This is a genomic window from Sulfolobales archaeon (assembly GCA_038897115.1).
GTDB lineage: Archaea > Thermoproteota > Thermoprotei_A > Sulfolobales > AG1 > AG1.
This window is the reverse complement of sequence record JAWAXC010000048.1, coordinates 1-16682: the sequence shown is the minus strand read 5'-3', so window position 1 is coordinate 16682 and position 16682 is coordinate 1. Positions and strand designations below refer to the sequence as shown.

Genomic DNA, 16682 nt, shown 5'->3' with positions numbered 1-16682 from the left:
TATATGGAGAGCATATCGGAAAGATCTACTCCTCACTATATGTAGCATCAACAATAGCGGGGATTCCCTCACCATATATAGGTTCTGTATTAAGAACCGTGGAGAGCGAAGCACATCTATATATAGCATCAATACTATCCACATTCAACGCCATATATCTAGTGGCGATGTTCCGCAGGAGATCTATGTAGTTATGTAGTAATGGATCTCTAATGCTGATTATAAAACAGATTATGGCTATCCCTCTATATATGTCTAAGTGCAACCCTGCGGTGAAGAGACACGCATAGCCTATATATTTTTATTGTATATTATTGTAAGGTGTGGTATTTGATCAAAGTTGCCATTGTCGGCGTTGGCAACATAGCTTCTATGCTTGTTCAATCAGTCATGCTATCTAGATCTAGAGGTTTTATCGAGGGCATTATGACTGAGGATATAGGTGGATATGGGGTTAGAGATATAGAGTTTGTAGCAGCCTTTGATGTGTCTAGGAGGAAGGTTGGTAAGGATCTAGGCGAGGCTATATTTGAATATCCAAACTCTGTGCCAAGGATATATGATGTGGGTTTGCTAGGGGTTAAGGTTTCCCCCGGCCCGGTTCTCGATGGTGTTGCTCCCCATATGAAGGATTTTTTCGAGCCTATAGACTATAGTGTGACTATCGATTCCGTTGTAGATGTCCTGAGATCTTCTGGGGCTGAGGTTGTGATCAACCTACTCCCAGTAGGTAGTGAAGAGGCCACTAGATTCTATGCAAGAGCATCTCTAAAAGCTGGAGCAGCCTTTATAAACGCGATCCCCGTTTTCATAGCGAGCGATCCAAGCGGTACCTGGCCAAGGCTGTATAAAGAGGCTGGTATCCCCCTCCTAGGCGATGATGTGAAGGGCCAGGTAGGGGCGACTATATTACATAGAACCCTCATAAGGCTTCTACATATGAGAGGAGTTGTTGTTGAAGAGACATACCAGCTCAACGTTGGGGGTAACACGGATTTCCTGAACATGGTTGATGAGGCGAGGCTACATTCCAAGAGGATAAGCAAGACAAGGGCTGTAACAAGTGTGCTACCATATGGCGATAAGCTTGAGAGAGAGGGTAGGGTGAGGATAGGCCCGAGTGACTATGTACCCTTCCTGGGGAATACCAAGGTTGCATATATATACATAAAAGGAAGATCATTTGGCGGTATGCCAGTAGTTATCGAGGCAAAGCTCTCGGTAGATGATAAGTCGATGGCAGCAGCTGTTCTTATAGATGCGATAAGAGTAGCTAAGCTTGCACTAGATAGAGGCCATGGCGGGGTTATAGCGGGGCCAAGCGCCTATCTATTCAAACACCCACCTATACAGGCTGATGACGATGAGCAGGCATATAGATGGTTTATGGAGTACATAGAAAAGGGTGTTGATCTAAACCCTCCCCCGCCTTAAAAGGCCTGGCTATTAGGTGAAAGCTTTAAGAGATAAAATCCTTCTAGCCACCTATCTCTATGGATGATGAGGCGGGCAGCATGGGATTAGATGAACGCCCCATAGTTCACTCTGACACCGATAAATATTGCTATTTGAAGATATGGTGAAATACTATGTTGTTGAATGAATCTCCACTATATCTCCATCCTCGAGCACATGATCCCCTCCCACCCTCTCTCCAGGGTAGTTGGCAGAGGGCCCCCATATTCTAGCATATTTAAATCCCCTATATAGATCCTTGTGGATCTCCTTTGCAACATCGAGAACAGTGGCGCCCCTTTTAATAACAAGAGGCTTTTTAGAAGGCTCTGCATTAGGGGGTTTTGTATAGACCCTTATCAGCTCAAGCCTATCAAATATAATTCTTCCGAGGGTTTCAAACCCACTACCTGTTAGGGCGGAGCCACAGATTACTGGGATCTCTCTGTCAACTGCTTCCCTCAACTCTCTACACCTGCTCCCATCATCAAGATCTGCTTTATTACCAATAACTATAGCAGGTCTATAGATAGTGGTTCCTAGGATCGAGTTCTCAACATCTTCTAAAGTAGCTTCCCCATAGATCTTTACTGTGGCTCTGTATATTCTATATCCCTCAAGGATCCTCTTAACATCCTCCCCAGTCCCATCTACAAGTTTGCCGTGATATATAATCCTTATCCCAGGGGATCCCTGGCTCTTCTCAACTACTACAAAGCCTTTTGGCCTCTTGATCTTTATATCCTCCTCTTCAAGCATATCAACCAATTCTCTATAATCACCAACAGGATCTTGGGAGAGATCTACAACTATGATGGCTCCATCAGCATTTCTGAGAAGCCCTATAGATCTTCTATTCCATCTAGAACCAGGATCTTCTCTGATTATCGATGGAGCCTCAACGAGCTGGAACTGTATATCTTGGTACTCAAGCATGCCAGGTGTCGGAACCTTAGTGGCATATGGTATCTCTGATGGGGTTACACGGGCATTTGTAAGCCTTGCAAGTATAGCTGTCTTACCAGCTTTAGTGAATCCTATCATAATCATCTGAGCCGCCCCAGCCCTCTCAACAGTATATATAGAGCCCCTCCCACCCCCCTTTCTAGATTTCCTCTCCTCTATCTCCTCCCTAAGCTCCGCCATCCTCTTCCTAGCCCACTGAACAAGATTCTCAGTACCCTTGTGCTTTGGAACAGCTGATAGAAACTCCTGGAGAGCCTGTAGCTTCTCCTCAGGTGTTCTAGCCTCCTGATATTTAGCAAACTTAGCTCTAGCCTCTGGGGGTAGATTTGTTACCATGTTTCGCTATCCATATATATTTCTATTATATAGGATTATATGATGTCTCCATGAGAATTGACTGCCTAAACGCTTTAAAACTCCTCATAGAGGTTGTTAGCAGTGAGATAGCGTCTAGAGTATGTGATTGTATTGTAATGAGTGGGGGCATAGATACTTCTTTCATAGCCTCTATAGCAAGGCGCTATGTGAAGATCCCTTTAAAAGGGGTTATAGTTGGTCTCGAGGGATCTGTTGCAAGCGACCTATACTGGGGCGGGATCGTTGCTAGAGCGCTTGGAATCGAACCTATTTATAGAGTATACAGCGTTCAAGAGGCTCTAAAGGCTACCGACTTCATAGTAAACGCGCTCGACACCTTCGATCCCATAGAGGTTAGGAATGACGTCTCAATCTACATAGCACTTAGAGAAGCTATGAATATGGGGTGTAGATGCATATATACAGGCGATGCAGGGGACGAGCTTTTTGCTGGATATTCATATATGCATTTATATAGGCTGGATGAGCTATCAACATATATAAAGGATCTATCAACATATATGGAGTTCTCCTCAGTATCCATCGGTAGGGAGCTCGGCATCGATGTATATCCACCTCTCGCTTCAAAGAGAGTCATAGATCTTGCTATAGAGATCCCTTCAGAATGTAAGATCTCCCCATGTACACTGCCAAGGGGAAAGGATATTCTGAGAAGCCTTTTAGAAGACCTCTCAATACCATCTTTTACAAGAGCAAAGGAACCAATAGAAAGAGGCAGCGGATCTCTTATGCTAAGCCAGATATGGGAATCACTAGTGACAGAAGAGCTAATCGAGAAGGTATCGAGAGTGCTAAGGCCGAGAGGAAAAGATCAGGCTTATCTCTTAGCAAGATACTTAGAGCTTAGGGGAGAGCCTAGAAAGGTTGAAGGGGTCGAGAGATGTAGAATATGTGGTGGAAGGGTTAAGAGAGGATATTGCAAGAGATGTGGATATTATGAGAAAAGCTAGTTAATTAATTAAAAATCTAAATCAAGGATTCCAGATCGCTAGAAATGCTATGTTATAAGAACAGCAGTACTTGTATCAAAGATTATGAGCATCAACAACACCCCCGCCCTAAAGGGGCGAGGCTTATAGATGTAAAAACCTGGGAGGTTAGGGTTTAGAGTAATCCTATGCTTTAAGCTTAAGCCTAGAGTACTGTGTTATAGTTGGTGGTTACCATGTCAAACTCTACTATATGCTTTAAGCCTATTGGTATAGTGGAGGAGGGTATACCGAGACCTGAGGAGCACCGTGTAGCAAAGTCGCGTTACGAGATTACCTCAACAATTAGGATCTATGATGAGTACGTTGAGGGTCTTAGGGGTTTGGAGGATTACTCGCATGCAATAGTAGTGTACTATATGCACGAGGAGAGGGAGGTTAGGTTGACTATTAAACCATGGGGTGTAGATAGGTATCCTACGGTGGGTATATTTGCTACCAGGTTCCCGCCTAGACCTAACCCTATAGCTATATCAGTTGTTGAGCTTATGGAGGTTAACGTTCCTAGGCTTAAGGTTAGAGGCTTAGACGCGTGGAGCGGATCACCTGTTCTCGACATAAAACCATACGATTACTACGATATAGTTAGGAATCCCAGGGTTCCATGGTGGTTTAGGGAGAGGTGGGATGAGTGGAGGAGGAAATGGGATTATAGTAGGATTGCCCCATGGCTTGGGCCGTGTAGCGGGTGAACCACGTGGGTTCTTTAATTTTAGGAGCTGGGAGTTCATATTAAAAAGCTAAAATCCCTAAGGCGCTTCACGTTAGTGGGTTAAGGTAGTGTGGGTAGAGGCCCTGTAAGCTTCATAGTTGATCCTCTAGTCGGTATTGATGGTAGGCTTGGTTTTAAGGGTAGTGATGATGCTTATGGCTTGAGGGCTTTAGCTATGGGGGCTAAGCTTGTTTCACCTAAGAGAGCTAGGGTTTCCTTGAGAGTCTAAGGCCTGGTGCTAGACTTCTAATCCCCCGGGTCTTATGGGGTTTGATGTTGTTAAGGGCACGGGCCACGAGGTATATGCTGAGGTGGTTAGGTGCGTCACTACTCGTGTCTGGTCTACTACAGCCTTCGATACTAGGAGGTGTGCTAGCCAGATAGCTAGTATGGGTGTTAAGCTACTAGTATTCGTTAGCGGTGATAGAACTGTACATGATATACTCGATAATGTAGACAGGAGGATCCCTGTTCCAGCTGTACCAGCTGGTGTTAAGGTTTACAGCTCAGTCTTCGCCATAAACCCCAGAGTTGCAGCTAGGATAGTGGAGAGATTCCTTGAGGGGCTAGCACCCCTAGTTAAGAGGGAGGTTCTAGATGTTGATAAGGATGAATTTAGAAGGGGAAGGCTTAGGAAAAGCTCCACGGCTACCTACTAGTACCACAGAATGAGATGCTGGTCGAGTCGGGTAAGATGGTGTTCACAGCAGCGGAGGATGAGGAGGTTGAGGCTATGGCTATAAGGGGCAGAAACTTTGAGTTATTGTTTTCTATTCTGGGTTGTGTCTTTCTATGCCATGCTAAGATCTATATATCTTATTCTCCGACTAATTGGAACCGCCCAGGCGATGAAGCCACATGCTGCTGGGCTTAACAACTACCTATGAGCCCTTGGGGTGAACTGGGCAAGCCCTCCAGGCGAGGTGGAATCCATACCACTAAACAAAGCAAAGCGGTAGGGAGAAGCGGTAATGGCTCTATCTACATTTCTCAACAGTTTTTTCCATATATTTGATGGCTCTTTCGATCAGTTCTCCATATTTCCCTAGATATCTCCTCGGATCTAGGGCTTCCTCGATCTCCTCCTTTGAAAGATATTGAGATATGTTAGGATTAGCTGTTAAAGCCTCTGTTAAAGATCTATCGCCTAGATCTCTAGTTACTTCTAAGAGCATTTTATGTGCTATATGTCTTGGTATGCCCTTTTCTACGAGCTTAACCATTATAGATTCAGACATTATGGCGCCTCTAGTAAGTCCTATGTTTTCCATCATCTTTTTAACATCGATCCTTAGTATTTTAAGTAGTCTTAGTGTGTCTTCTAGCATCTGATCTATTATTAGGAATGCATGTGGTATTAAGATCCTTTCGCTACTACTATTTGTTAAATCCCTCTCGTGCATGAGGGGTATGTTCTCCAAAGATGCTATTACAAGGGATCTTAGGATCTTGGCTAGCCCAGAGATCCTCTCAGAGACTGTAGGGTTCCTCTTGTGGGGCATAGTGCTGCTTCCAACCCTTTCTTCAGACTCATATAGCTCTCCGATCTCTGTTCTAGAGAGCTCCCTCACCTCGAGGGCAAATCTGTCTAGCTGACTCGCGAGAATAGCTAGTATGGATATAAGCTCTGCAAAACCGTCTCTAGGGGCTACCTGGGTTGATATTACATGTGGCTCTATTCCCAGATATTCTGAGGCCCCTTTCTCAACCTCGAAACCCTTATCGCCCCAGGCAGCCATTGTGCCAACGGCTCCAGAGAATTTAGATCTTATGATCCTCTCCCCAGCCTGGCATATCCTCTCATAGCTCCTGCTAAGCTCAAAGACATAGTTTGCTAGCTTGAAGCCCAGGGTTATTGGTAGAGCGTGCTGTCCATGTGTTCTACCAACCATTATCGTGTCTCTATGCTCTATAGCTAGCTTGGATATAGCCTCGAGGATTCTTCTCAACTTGCTCTTAACAATTTCCAAGGCTCTCCCAATCAGGATAGCCCATGAGGTATCCACTATATCATAGCTTGTAGCACCTAGATGAACATATCTTCCACATTCACCACATCTCTCTCCAAGGATATATGCTAGAGACGCTATATCATGGCCGATCGCCTCCTCAAGCCTATAGATCTCACCAGGTTCGAGGCCATCGGAGCACTTTCTAAGGGCTTCCACACAGTGTGTCGGGGCTATCCCAGCCCTTGCAAGCCCCGCCATGAGGGCTATCTCAACTTCTATATATGTTCTCACAATGTTCGAGATAGCAAATATATTCCTCATATCACTTGATCCGTATCTCCACTCAAGGGGGCATATATGCATCTAACCTCCTCCCCATCTTAAAGTGTAGGCTTTCAGCTGTAAAAGTACTTTGGTTATCAAATCTCTTTTATCTCCCTCAGGAGACTTACATAGCTTTTAGCAGGCTCCTTAGGCTTTACTATGTCTAGGATTAGATAGCGGATCTCCGGTAGATTCTTTTTTATAGAATCTACTATCTCTTCTTTAATCTCCTCAACCTCTTTTATCGTCATATCCTCTTTAACCTCTATCTGTACTATTGCGAGATATCTATCAGGATCTATGAGCATTGTCTTAACATCATTTACATCAACAACCCCTGGTATTGAGAGGGATATCTTTACAATCCTCGCGATCACCTCCTTTGGGGCTGAATGGCCTAGCAATGCCTCTATGCTTCTATAGCCTATATGTATAGATCCAGCGAGGGTTATGAAGGCTATTACGCTGGAGAGCGCTAGATCTACAGCTATATTTGATAGTATAAGAGAGGCTGAGGCCATGATGTTTCCCGATATCCCCATGAGATCCTCTAGAACTAGGGGAGCTAGGACTATAGCTCTCCCCTCCCTGGCTCTCATTATTTTTACAGATAAGATCAGCGTTATAGTGTCAAAAGATGAGAGGGCTAGCATATAGAGCCAGTAGAGGTGTCCACTAGAAATCGCTATATATGTCTCAGCACTCGAATAGATCCTGAGGTTCTCAGCTATGATCATATAGAATATAGAGCCCCCCAGTATTATGGAGGAGAAGAGGCTTGAGAGATACAGGGCTTTCCCAATTCCAAAAGGATATCTGGGCGAGGGCTTAGCACTAGATGCTCTAGTCCCTATATATAGGGTTAGGCTGTTAGATGTGTCACCAATTGAGTGGAAGATCTCTGAGTAAACTGCTCTAGATAATGTGTTGCTGAAGATCAACGCCTTAACTACTATAGCAACTATGTTGAACAGGATCGATATTAATATGGGATGCCTCTCATCAAGCTTCAACAGTGCTCTATATAGGAATCACATAGAGGATTTTAAGTATTACTGCTGAAACTCTGCATAGGGTAGAGAGATCAAGCATATAGCCCCTTAAGTTGAGGGAACGCGATACATACTATTAATCTATATTCAGGAGATCGAAAGTAGGTATTTATAAGCTTTCTAGCAAAACTATAATTACATACGAGGAGTTGGAGGGAATTGGATCCGAAATCGAATCCGAATCCAAGTCCGAAGATAAGTGAATTGAAACCAGGTATCGAGAATATAAATATAAGGGGGAGGATAATATCGGTCTCCCCACCAAGGACAATCCAGACCAAGAGCGGGCTTAGAACTATAAGCGAGGCTGTGATCGGTGATGAGACAGGGAGGGTTAAGGTAACTCTATGGGGTAAGCATGCTGGGACACTCAAGGAGGGAGAGGCTGTAGAGATAAGGAATGCCTGGACCTCGGCCTATAAGGGAGAGGTTCAGGTTAATGTGAGCTCTAAGACAGAGCTACAGGTTATAGATGATAATGAGGTACCGCCTATAGATCAGATACCTGAGGAGTTTGTAAAAGCTCCAGAGGACTATAGACCTCAGAGGGCAGGTGGCTTTAGAGGGGGAAGAGGGCCTAGAAGGGGAGGGTTTAGAAGGGGTGGTGAGTAATGATTAGCCATGATATGAAGCCCTTAAGGCAGGGAGAGCATGTTGGGATGGAGGGGGAGAACTATATTATAGCTCTAAGCGAGGATGAGGCCTACGCGCTTAACCCAGCTGCTTACTATATATGGACACTATGTGATGGGGTTAGAACTGTTGATGAGATAATAAGTAAGGTTGCTAACGATCTAAAGCTAGATGTGTCGGAGGTAGAGTCTCCAGTAGAGGCTATCTTAGAGGCTCTCTCACAAGCCAAGCTAGTTGTATTTGGGGAGACCTCCACACCTCCCCCCTCCGAAGAGGCCGAGGAGCAGGATTTAGAATCAGATGATCTATAACTTAGGCTTATTTTTTATAATATCTAATCCGATTTAGTTCTATATGCTTTTAACCAACTCCGTATTTAGAAGAGGCTGTCTATGTTGAATTAGTTTCTAGCATTAACTATATATAGGTGGGCTTTTGCGCTGGGATCTGATTAGGACATCGGAGCTGTATAGGATGGTTTTAAATGATCTAGGATTTGATCTAGATTTGGAGTGGGAGGCTTCTCAAATGGCATGCCTAGTTGCGAGGAGCATAGGTGTGAGGGATCCTTTAGATATAATGCAGGAGATCAAGAGGGCGGTTCTAGGGAGAAAGGTATATGTAGTTGGAGCGGGGCCTAGCGCTCTGAAGAACTATACAAGGATAGAGAGGGGGTCATGTGTTTTCTGTGCGGATGGCGCTTGCTCCCTTTTAAAGGATCTAGAGGATGTTATACCAGTATCTATTACTGATCTAGATGGTGGTGTTAAACCAGCCGAGCTTGTATTTAATCGCGGTGGCTACATAGTCATTCAGATACATGGGGATAACTATAGGAATATCCCGCATATCTTAGACTATCTCAGGAGATGGAGGGAAAGAGTTGTTTTTACAACACAGGTTTGCTACCCATGCCCAGAGCTAACAATGATCCCGGGATTTACGGATGGCGATAGAGCCTTCGTTCTTGCCAAAGCCCTTGGAGCTTCGGAGATCACTCAAATTGGAATGGATCTTGATTCTGAGCTCTCAACATATCTCTCGAAGAGTATATATGGTGAGAACAGCCCAGCAACCATATCAAAGATCCGAAAACTGCGCTGGGGACATAGGATCATCGGTGGGCTCTATCTAAACACTATTATATAGGATCTATGGGCTTAAACCGCAGCTAGCTTTTAGATTGTGAGAAACTTTAGATCAAAAGGTTCTACACAATATAATCTCAAAGGATAAGCGATATTAGAACTAAATTGATATGCAGAGATTATATTGATAAGAAGAGGCAATGTTTTACAGCATAGAGGCAATACTCTAAATAGTAGGGAGAAGACCGGCCTCTAGCTTATCAGAGCTTTAGGAAAACCATATATGTGGGATTATATGTATCAATGGAACCCCGAGTGGGAGAGAACAACTATAAGGTTTGGTGATAGGGAGATCGTTTTATGTAGGGATAGAGTTACTGGTATGTATGTTTGCCCCAGATGTAGCGATCCCGATAAGCTATGTCCAGAGGGGCAAAGGGTTAGGGGATATATACCTGAGAATACCACATATTTATTAACTGAAGAAGATGTTATTAACCATCTAAGGGAGTGTGAAAAGGGTATTAAGAGCTGGGGATATGCGCCTAAATATGAGGGTGAGGAGGAGGAAGAGGAGGAAGAAACAGAGTAACACCTTAATCCTTAATTATTAATATCCCTAAGAATAGGTTCTCATCCTAAGGCTAGGAAATTCTCAACCTAGTTCTTCCTTAGCCTTGAAGAGTAAGTTTTCAGCCGTAGATTTATTATATGCTGACCTCCTCCCCTTTCAATTCTATAGTAGATCATCCCAGGTTCTCGTGGGTTTAGTCCTGGGCCGGGTCTCCGGCCCATTACCCCTATCCCCTCCCGGGGACTCGGGGATATGGCTGTTAGCCCCCATTCATGATCATCCGGGGGCCTGGTTGCCATGCTTAGCCACTTCATCATCTAGCTATAGTACTTGCATCAAAGATTATAAGCATTAACAACATCCCCGCCCTAAAGGACGGGGCTTTCAGTTGTAAAAATCATATTTATATTTAAAATAAAACTATTTAGGGGTTTTGTAAGGCCTTAATAGCTCTCCCCTATATTTTCTTAAACCATGTTACACTATCAGCGCCGACATCTACTAGAGCAACTCTCTCCCATGTTGGCTTACCATCCTTGATAACAACTGCCCATACATCGTAGTCTCCTCCAGCTCTATCCCCATTATCATCTAATATTGTCCACCCAGACACTCCGAAATATGTTCTTGAAACAGGTATCATGGCATTCTTAATCGCCTCTCCATCGTATTTCCCAGCTTGTATTATTGCTAGCCCCAGCAGCCAGACACAATCATAGGCTGTAGCTGGATATGTCCCTGGATATTCGCCTGTCCTGCTCTTAAACCTATTGACGAAGTCCATGAACTTGGGGCTCTGTGTAGGGGCGAAGATCGTTGCTAGGTGTTTTACCTTAGCTAGCTGTGTACCCGCCTGTTCCAGGATCTTTGAGTTTAGCGCTGTGCCATCACTTCCGAACCATGTAACGCTCATAAGCTCTGAATACCCGCCTGCTTGTGCTGTTATAACTCCTCCCTCCTCGAAGCTTATCAATAGAACCCCTACCTTTGAGGCTCCATATCTATTAATCGCATCCCTAACTGTTGACGCTGCCGCGCCCAGCTCGGATGAGAAATCACCCTTCTTAGGATCATATCCCACGCTGGCAAGCACAGTACCTCCTATCTCTTTAAACCTAGCTGCTGTAGCATCTGCAAGCCCCTTACCCCATGCATCATTCCTATAGAGTATATACACATATCGTATTCCATAGTCATACATGAGCCTTGCAAGAGCTCTACCCTGGTACCTATCGTTGGGAACATCCCTAAATATATAGTCAGGTACCGCAAGATCAGGTGCTGTAGAGGACTGGCTACAGATAACTATCTTATTTCCATCTGCATAGCTCTTCAAATTCCTAACCTCAGCACTTGTCATAGGGCCTACAACGGCTCTAACGCCTCTGGCATATAGTGATTGGAGCTTGTTGAGAGCTGTTGTGGGATCTGTAGCGCTATCCTCTACAAGAAGTCTGAATGTTATTGGAAGACCCAGGGCCTTCACATAGCTATTCAGATCCTCGATAGCCATCTCAGCAGCAACCCTATTTAAAGGCCCCTCGCTTGCTAGATCACCGCTTAGCGGTAGCAATGCCCCTATAAGGATCTCTCCTCTAAGGCCTGCAACAGGAGTTACAGTTGTGGCTATAGTTGTTGTAACCATAGCTGTTACGGTAGAGACGCCTCCAGGCTGTGTCACTGTAACCACTTTAGCTGGTGGAGCTGCAACAGATCCTCCTATGGCATAGCCTGCAGCAATCCCAACTACGAGTAACACTATATATATTATAGCTTGTGTAGCTGATACACCAACTGAGCTCTTCAAACCCACCTAAATCACCTTTCTCTCTATATTAAACTTAGGGGTTTATAAGTGCAGAACTATATATAGATTAGGTTTAGTTTATGCCCGGTTTAGGAGATGCGGCCTCCTGCCTTGCTGGAATTGCTAGTATACAGTTTCAACAGTTAATAGGGTTTCTATTTTACATGGGTATTCTAAGCCTTATGGGGCTAGGGTTAACGCTCATGTATCAAACAACTAAGGTCCCCAACTTTGCATATGGCTTCTATGTAGGGCTTGGTATGTATGTAGCTTTTCTCGGACACCCAAAGATCCTTAACGTTATGCCACCATATCCTCTAGCCCCTCTCGCCTTTATCCTGGGTGGGATCGCGTCTCTAGCAACATATCTCTTGGTTATAAAGCCTCTATCGTCTAGGGGTGCCTCGATTGTTCAGCTCATGATAGCTACAATAGCTGTAGATCTATTTGGATCTACTATTATATATATTTTAACAGATTATTATTATTACGTGTATAAGATCTATACGGCCAAGGGATTCCTCTTCAGATCAGATGATATAGTGGTTATCGCTAATCCACAGATAACAGCTGCACCACTAATAGTTCTAGCCCTTCTAGCAGCACTTATATCGCTACTATATATCTTCATCAATAAAACTAAGCTGGGCATAGCTATGAGGGCAGCTATTGAGAACCCCGGGCTTGCAGAGATATTGGGAATACCTACTAGCAGGATATATATATTCTCGTGGTTCCTAGCAGGCGCGCTCGGAGGACTGGCAGGGCTTTTCTATCCAATGTGGTTCTATGTAGATCCCAGCGTCCCAGCCAGGATATTAATTACCATATTCGCTGTAAGCATAGCTGGTGGGCTCTCAAGCATCTACGGCCCTTTCCTAGGGGCGCTGCTGGTGGCATATGCGGAATCAATACTACCGTCCCAGATCTATGGATGTCTATATTCAATAGGTTATCAGGGCGCTGGCGAGATCCTGAAATACGGCTTTGTCTTTCCAATGATCTTGATAGTGTTGTTCATAGCATTTGCACCAACAGGCCTAGCCCCAGCGGTATCTAGAGCTGCTAATAAGCTCTCATCAATTATTAGGAGGTGATCTATGTGGCAGATATACTGAGCCTCGTTATAGATACAATACCGTTTATAGCTATATTCTCTGTGATCTCATTATCCCTTAACCTAGAGTATGGATATGCAGGGCTCCCTAACTTCGGTAAGGTTCTACCGATCCTTGGTGGGGCTATCGTAGCAGGATCCCTAGTGCCGAGAATGATCCAGGTGGTGTTTGTTGATGCACCTAAAACAGATTATATATTTAATAATGGCCCAGCCTCTGTGGAGCTACAGGCATATATGAACACACACCCAGCGAACTCGCTGCTTATGATGCTCCTGGGCATGGCAATAGCTATATGCTTCGGAGCATTCCTAGGCTATATAGCTGTGCTCCCAGCTTTCAAGCTTAGGGAGGACTATCTAGCTATAACGCTCATAGCAATAGCAGAGATATTCAGGGCTATTAATAGGAACTACGACCCCATATTAAATGGGACTAGAGGAGTATCTGTGCCAGATCCGCTTGGCTGGCTAGGGCCAAAATCCTGGGTATATCTATATGTATCATCACTGCTTCTAATAGCATCTCTCCTCTTCACAAGCTATATGCTCAGAACACCGTTTGGAAGAGCTCTAAGGGCTATGAGGGAGAACGAGCTCGCAGCGGAGAGTCTAGGTATCAACACAAGATCTCTGAGGGTTAAAGCAATGGTGGTAGGCTCTGCTATTGCTGCAGCAGCTGGATACATAGATACCATGTACTCCGGCGGGTTGACAGTAGATAAATACGATAGGTATCTATATACATTCATACCATGGCTAATGGTATTGATGGGTGGTGCCGGTAATAATCTGGGTGTGATAATAGGTGTCTCTATATATTGGGCATCATCGAGGGCGATTAACTTCTATAAAGAGCAGATACTCTCAGGAATATCTTGGATCCTCAATATATGGGGAACCCCCGTTGATGTGAGCTGGTTCGATGTCACAAGGATTGAAAGACTCGTTTTCGCAATAGTAATTATACTAATCCTCTATCTAAGGCCTCAAGGCATACTTCCAGAAAAGCCTATCGAGACCCCTGGCTATAGATATGTGGCATCTATATTCAAGGGAAGAGCTATAAGAAGTGGAGAGGAGGATGAAGGTAGTGGTAGAGGCTAGTTAGGGCTTTCACAGCTGTGGTTGGAGATAGCGAAGCAAGTTATGATAATCGGTGTGAATGGAATCAGTGCATGAATAGATCTTCATATATCTGTTTTGCCGGGTTTCATCATCACTAGATCTAACTAATAGGTGCTTATAAACATTCACAGCTAAAATCCGCCTCATCTATCTATAAGAAGTTCTCTGCAACAAGCCTCACCAGAGATTTGAATTCCACAATATTCCTAGCTATTCTCCCGATTCTGATGCCCATATATTTCCTCACCTCTTGAGCCATGAATCTTCTGTCGCCCAGCACTATCAATGCTCTATCCTCCTCACTCCTAACAGATCTTCCTATCGCCTGCATAGCTCTTATCGATGACGCCATATTATATACATAGTCCCAAGCCTCTCTATCAGGGACCTTTCTCCTCATATTCTTGAGAAGCTCCTCGATATAATCGTCTCTCTGGGGATATGGTACACCTGCTATGAAGACTGATTTTATAAGGGATCTCCCATTCTCCACCAACTCTATCCCCTCAGATAGCTTTCCACCTGCTACAACATGGATTAGCCCGTCTGCTCTAACCCCCTCTTCGAGATCTTCTATTGTGGATCCTCTATCCTCTATATATCCCCTCCAGCCGAGCTTCTCAACAACCTTTCTCATGAAGTTATAGCTGGGATATACTATTAGCTTAACCCCTTTTACGAGGCTATCGAGGGCATCTATATATTCCGAGTAGAGCTTATACATCGTATCCCCCCTTTCGATGTACCTCGATGTCAGCTGGCTAGTAAGTATCACAGCCATATTTGTATATGGCGACCACGCGCCTGCCTCCATAGCATCTATATATGATACCCCTCCCAGGCCAAGGATCCTCTCTATATACTCTTTAGAGGGGGGTGTGCCTGACATAAGCAGTGTAGATCTATATGCTTGAAGGGCTTCTGAGACAACGCTATGATCCACAGCTGAGATCTTCAGCCACGCGTTCTGCCCATCTCTATATGCAAATGCCTCAAACCTGCTATCCTCGAGCAACGCTAGTGATAGGGCTACCTTTACCATGGAGACCCTTTTAGATGCTGCATCACTCACAGAGCCTCTAGAAAGGATCCTCTCTATAGCCCTCTTCTTAACCTCTAAAGCTATATCGATTAGATGTTCTATAGAATCGCTATCTATACCCATGGAAGCCCTATCTATTCTCCTCAGCTTCTCATCCCTCGCCTTTTCTTCGACAAGCCTCGCTATCCTCTCCATAAGGTCTTCTGTGAAGGGGTCTCCGCCTAGGTATTCTCTGACCTCGTTTACAGAGGATCTTATCCTTGTAACGCTTATCTCTGATGAGAATATAGATGAGGGGTCTATGATTATATGTGCCTCATCTATTATAGCTGAAAACTCACCTGGATCCTCATCTGGATAGATTGTGGAAAACAGATCTCTTGAAAATACATATGGATATGTAGCAACAACATAGTCAGAGCTTCTAGCAAGCCTTGCGAGGGAGAAGAAGGGGCATGCACCTAGCTCTCTAGAGATTCGCTTTACACACTCTACATGGTTCTCTGAGGTAGCCAGTATATCCTCGATATCCTCTTCAGCTATGGAGAGGGATTTTATATAGTAGCTACATAGACCCATCTCCCTGAGGATCTGGCAGTTCAGCCAGAAATCCTCAGGATCTATCTTCTTATCGCTTAGAAGGGGGCACATTGCATGGGCGGAATGTATGAAGCTGTATCTAACACCTCTAACCCTTTTAGAGAGCTTCTTGAGATCCCTGAGGACAGGTGTTATCTCGTTCCTAGTCCTCACAGAATGTATAGCTGGTGGCCTCATCATCCCCGTTGCTATCCCCACAGCTGTTTTGCCAAAACCTGTGGGGGCCCTTAGGATCAGAATCCTTGTGGAGGCTAGCTCCTCTCTGATCCTCTTTAAAACCTCCCTCTGGCCCGGCCTAAAGCTGGTGTGTGGGAAGAACTCTTCAGCCACCTCTACGCACCTTCTCAATGAAGATTCTATATAGCTCTACCCTTGTGAAGTGACCTATAATAGCTACTGAGGCGAAGGAGGATAGGGAGGCGAGTAATATATATGATCCGTATCCCCCAAGTAGTTGGTAGCCTATAACTGGGTATATGATAAGAGAGATCCCTAAAGCTATTAGGAAGATCTCTACGAAAAATATAGCCCTTATAACAATCATGTAGAGGCCTCTCCTATCTAGTAGATAACCCATACCCTCTATGCCCCATAGATACCCCTGATATAGGTTTCTACACCTCCTCAGATGATGACTACCATAGATAGATATCACTCCAGCGACTGGATATAAAATGTTGTGAATACCTATAGCAAGATCTAGTATAAGTAGTATGGCTAGCGATGCAAGAACAGATATACCTTCTAAAACTCTATAGATACTGGTTCCCTCTGAAGCCCTCTCCAGGATCCCGATCAAAGCCCTAACGGGGTTCGTAAAAGCATCCCATAATATCTAGAGCCAGCAATAATATATCTATAGGTC

The 16682-nt window shown here is 44.4% G+C and carries 20 protein-coding genes; 13 read left to right on the top strand and 7 right to left on the bottom strand.

Annotated features, from left to right (window positions below; translation table 11 throughout):
• Both QXE01_07400 and QXE01_07395 read left to right on the top strand, forming a co-directional pair.
• Positions 1-191, top strand: a 191-nt coding sequence (locus tag QXE01_07400; protein MEM4971059.1) for a hypothetical protein, incomplete at its 5' end; no start/stop codon positions are given.
• A gap of 139 nt (positions 192-330) precedes the next feature.
• Positions 331-1434, top strand: a complete 1104-nt coding sequence (locus QXE01_07395) for an inositol-3-phosphate synthase (protein MEM4971058.1) — start codon at positions 331-333, stop codon at positions 1432-1434.
• A 153-nt stretch (positions 1435-1587) separates the two neighbouring features.
• Here QXE01_07395 and QXE01_07390 read toward each other — a convergent pair whose 3' ends face one another.
• Complete coding sequence (locus QXE01_07390; protein MEM4971057.1) at positions 1588-2757, bottom strand: TGS domain-containing protein; 1170 nt, start codon at positions 2755-2757, stop codon at positions 1588-1590.
• Between the two features lie 50 nt (positions 2758-2807).
• On the opposite strand from QXE01_07390, the gene QXE01_07385 reads away from it, so the two are divergent.
• The 5 genes from QXE01_07385 (at position 2808) to QXE01_07365 (ending at position 5374) form a co-directional block, all read left to right on the top strand.
• On the top strand, positions 2808-3749 hold the full coding sequence (locus tag QXE01_07385; GenBank protein ID MEM4971056.1) for an asparagine synthase-related protein: 942 nt from the start codon (positions 2808-2810) through the stop codon (positions 3747-3749).
• A gap of 215 nt (positions 3750-3964) precedes the next feature.
• The gene (gene tsaA, locus QXE01_07380) at positions 3965-4480 is read left to right on the top strand and encodes a tRNA (N6-threonylcarbamoyladenosine(37)-N6)-methyltransferase TrmO (GenBank protein MEM4971055.1); all 516 of its coding nucleotides are present in this window, start codon (positions 3965-3967) and stop codon (positions 4478-4480) included.
• A 90-nt stretch (positions 4481-4570) separates the two neighbouring features.
• A complete protein-coding gene (locus QXE01_07375; protein MEM4971054.1) occupies positions 4571-4729 on the top strand; it encodes a hypothetical protein in 159 nt (52 codons plus the stop codon).
• A gap of 34 nt (positions 4730-4763) precedes the next feature.
• The gene (locus QXE01_07370; GenBank protein ID MEM4971053.1) at positions 4764-5159 is read left to right on the top strand and encodes an NAD(+)/NADH kinase; all 396 of its coding nucleotides are present in this window, start codon (positions 4764-4766) and stop codon (positions 5157-5159) included.
• A gap of 14 nt (positions 5160-5173) precedes the next feature.
• Positions 5174-5374 (top strand): hypothetical protein, encoded by a 201-nt coding sequence (locus QXE01_07365; GenBank protein ID MEM4971052.1) that lies wholly within the window; start codon positions 5174-5176, stop codon positions 5372-5374.
• 103 nt (positions 5375-5477) lie between these two features.
• Here the strand turns inward: QXE01_07365 and purB are convergent, their stop codons facing one another.
• Both purB and QXE01_07355 read right to left on the bottom strand, forming a co-directional pair.
• Positions 5478-6815: an adenylosuccinate lyase gene (gene purB / locus QXE01_07360; protein ID MEM4971051.1), complete on the bottom strand. Its 1338-nt coding sequence runs from the start codon at positions 6813-6815 to the stop codon at positions 5478-5480.
• A gap of 56 nt (positions 6816-6871) precedes the next feature.
• Positions 6872-7789 carry a cation diffusion facilitator family transporter gene (locus QXE01_07355; GenBank protein MEM4971050.1) on the bottom strand — a complete coding sequence of 306 codons (918 nt, stop codon included), beginning with the start codon at positions 7787-7789 and terminating at the stop codon, positions 6872-6874.
• Positions 7790-7987: 198 nt separating this feature from the next.
• Here QXE01_07355 and QXE01_07350 point away from each other — a divergent pair, with 198 nt between their 5' ends.
• The 4 genes from QXE01_07350 to QXE01_07335 all read left to right on the top strand — a co-directional run bounded on the left by QXE01_07350 (position 7988) and on the right by QXE01_07335 (position 10141).
• The gene (locus QXE01_07350; protein MEM4971049.1) at positions 7988-8440 is read left to right on the top strand and encodes an OB-fold nucleic acid binding domain-containing protein; all 453 of its coding nucleotides are present in this window, start codon (positions 7988-7990) and stop codon (positions 8438-8440) included.
• Entirely contained in the window at positions 8440-8772 is a 333-nt protein-coding gene (locus QXE01_07345) for a PqqD family protein (protein MEM4971048.1), read from the top strand. Before QXE01_07350 ends, QXE01_07345 begins: the two co-directional genes overlap by 1 nt.
• A gap of 124 nt (positions 8773-8896) precedes the next feature.
• The gene (locus tag QXE01_07340) at positions 8897-9610 is read left to right on the top strand and encodes a 6-hydroxymethylpterin diphosphokinase MptE-like protein (GenBank protein MEM4971047.1); all 714 of its coding nucleotides are present in this window, start codon (positions 8897-8899) and stop codon (positions 9608-9610) included.
• A gap of 234 nt (positions 9611-9844) precedes the next feature.
• A complete protein-coding gene (locus QXE01_07335) occupies positions 9845-10141 on the top strand; it encodes a hypothetical protein (protein ID MEM4971046.1) in 297 nt (98 codons plus the stop codon).
• A 68-nt stretch (positions 10142-10209) separates the two neighbouring features.
• Here QXE01_07335 and QXE01_07330 read toward each other — a convergent pair whose 3' ends face one another.
• Together QXE01_07330 and QXE01_07325 are read right to left on the bottom strand one after the other, a co-directional pair.
• Positions 10210-10422 (bottom strand): hypothetical protein, encoded by a 213-nt coding sequence (locus tag QXE01_07330; GenBank protein ID MEM4971045.1) that lies wholly within the window; start codon positions 10420-10422, stop codon positions 10210-10212.
• A 158-nt stretch (positions 10423-10580) separates the two neighbouring features.
• Complete coding sequence (locus QXE01_07325; protein ID MEM4971044.1) at positions 10581-11930, bottom strand: ABC transporter substrate-binding protein; 1350 nt, start codon at positions 11928-11930, stop codon at positions 10581-10583.
• Between the two features lie 80 nt (positions 11931-12010).
• On the opposite strand from QXE01_07325, the gene QXE01_07320 reads away from it, so the two are divergent.
• Positions 12011-13027: a branched-chain amino acid ABC transporter permease gene (locus QXE01_07320; GenBank protein ID MEM4971043.1), complete on the top strand. Its 1017-nt coding sequence runs from the start codon at positions 12011-12013 to the stop codon at positions 13025-13027.
• A 5-nt stretch (positions 13028-13032) separates the two neighbouring features.
• Positions 13033-14154, top strand: coding sequence for a branched-chain amino acid ABC transporter permease (locus QXE01_07315; GenBank protein MEM4971042.1), 1122 nt, complete (start codon positions 13033-13035; stop codon positions 14152-14154).
• A gap of 172 nt (positions 14155-14326) precedes the next feature.
• Here QXE01_07315 and QXE01_07310 read toward each other — a convergent pair whose 3' ends face one another.
• Both QXE01_07310 and QXE01_07305 read right to left on the bottom strand, forming a co-directional pair.
• On the bottom strand, positions 14327-16147 hold the full coding sequence (locus tag QXE01_07310; protein MEM4971041.1) for an ATP-dependent DNA helicase: 1821 nt from the start codon (positions 16145-16147) through the stop codon (positions 14327-14329).
• Positions 16140-16616 carry a hypothetical protein gene (locus QXE01_07305; GenBank protein ID MEM4971040.1) on the bottom strand — a complete coding sequence of 159 codons (477 nt, stop codon included), beginning with the start codon at positions 16614-16616 and terminating at the stop codon, positions 16140-16142. Before QXE01_07305 ends, QXE01_07310 begins: the two co-directional genes overlap by 8 nt.
• Positions 16617-16682: the final 66 nt, after the last annotated feature.

Bases quoted from the DNA above. Each gene is read 5' to 3' on its own strand.
- QXE01_07390 (MEM4971057.1), bottom strand. From the start codon at position 2,757: ATGGTAACAAATCTACCCCCAGAGGCTAGAGCTAAGTTTGCTAAATAT.
- QXE01_07385 (MEM4971056.1), top strand. From the start codon at position 2,808: ATGAGAATTGACTGCCTAAACGCTTTAAAACTCCTCATAGAGGTTGTT.
- tsaA (MEM4971055.1), top strand. From the start codon at position 3,965: ATGTCAAACTCTACTATATGCTTTAAGCCTATTGGTATAGTGGAGGAG.
- QXE01_07370 (MEM4971053.1), top strand. From the start codon at position 4,764: ATGGGGTTTGATGTTGTTAAGGGCACGGGCCACGAGGTATATGCTGAG.
- QXE01_07365 (MEM4971052.1), top strand. From the start codon at position 5,174: ATGCTGGTCGAGTCGGGTAAGATGGTGTTCACAGCAGCGGAGGATGAG.
- purB (MEM4971051.1), bottom strand. From the start codon at position 6,815: ATGCATATATGCCCCCTTGAGTGGAGATACGGATCAAGTGATATGAGG.
- QXE01_07345 (MEM4971048.1), top strand. From the start codon at position 8,440: ATGATTAGCCATGATATGAAGCCCTTAAGGCAGGGAGAGCATGTTGGG.
- QXE01_07335 (MEM4971046.1), top strand. From the start codon at position 9,845: ATGTATCAATGGAACCCCGAGTGGGAGAGAACAACTATAAGGTTTGGT.
- QXE01_07330 (MEM4971045.1), bottom strand. From the start codon at position 10,422: ATGGCAACCAGGCCCCCGGATGATCATGAATGGGGGCTAACAGCCATA.
- QXE01_07320 (MEM4971043.1), top strand. From the start codon at position 12,011: ATGCCCGGTTTAGGAGATGCGGCCTCCTGCCTTGCTGGAATTGCTAGT.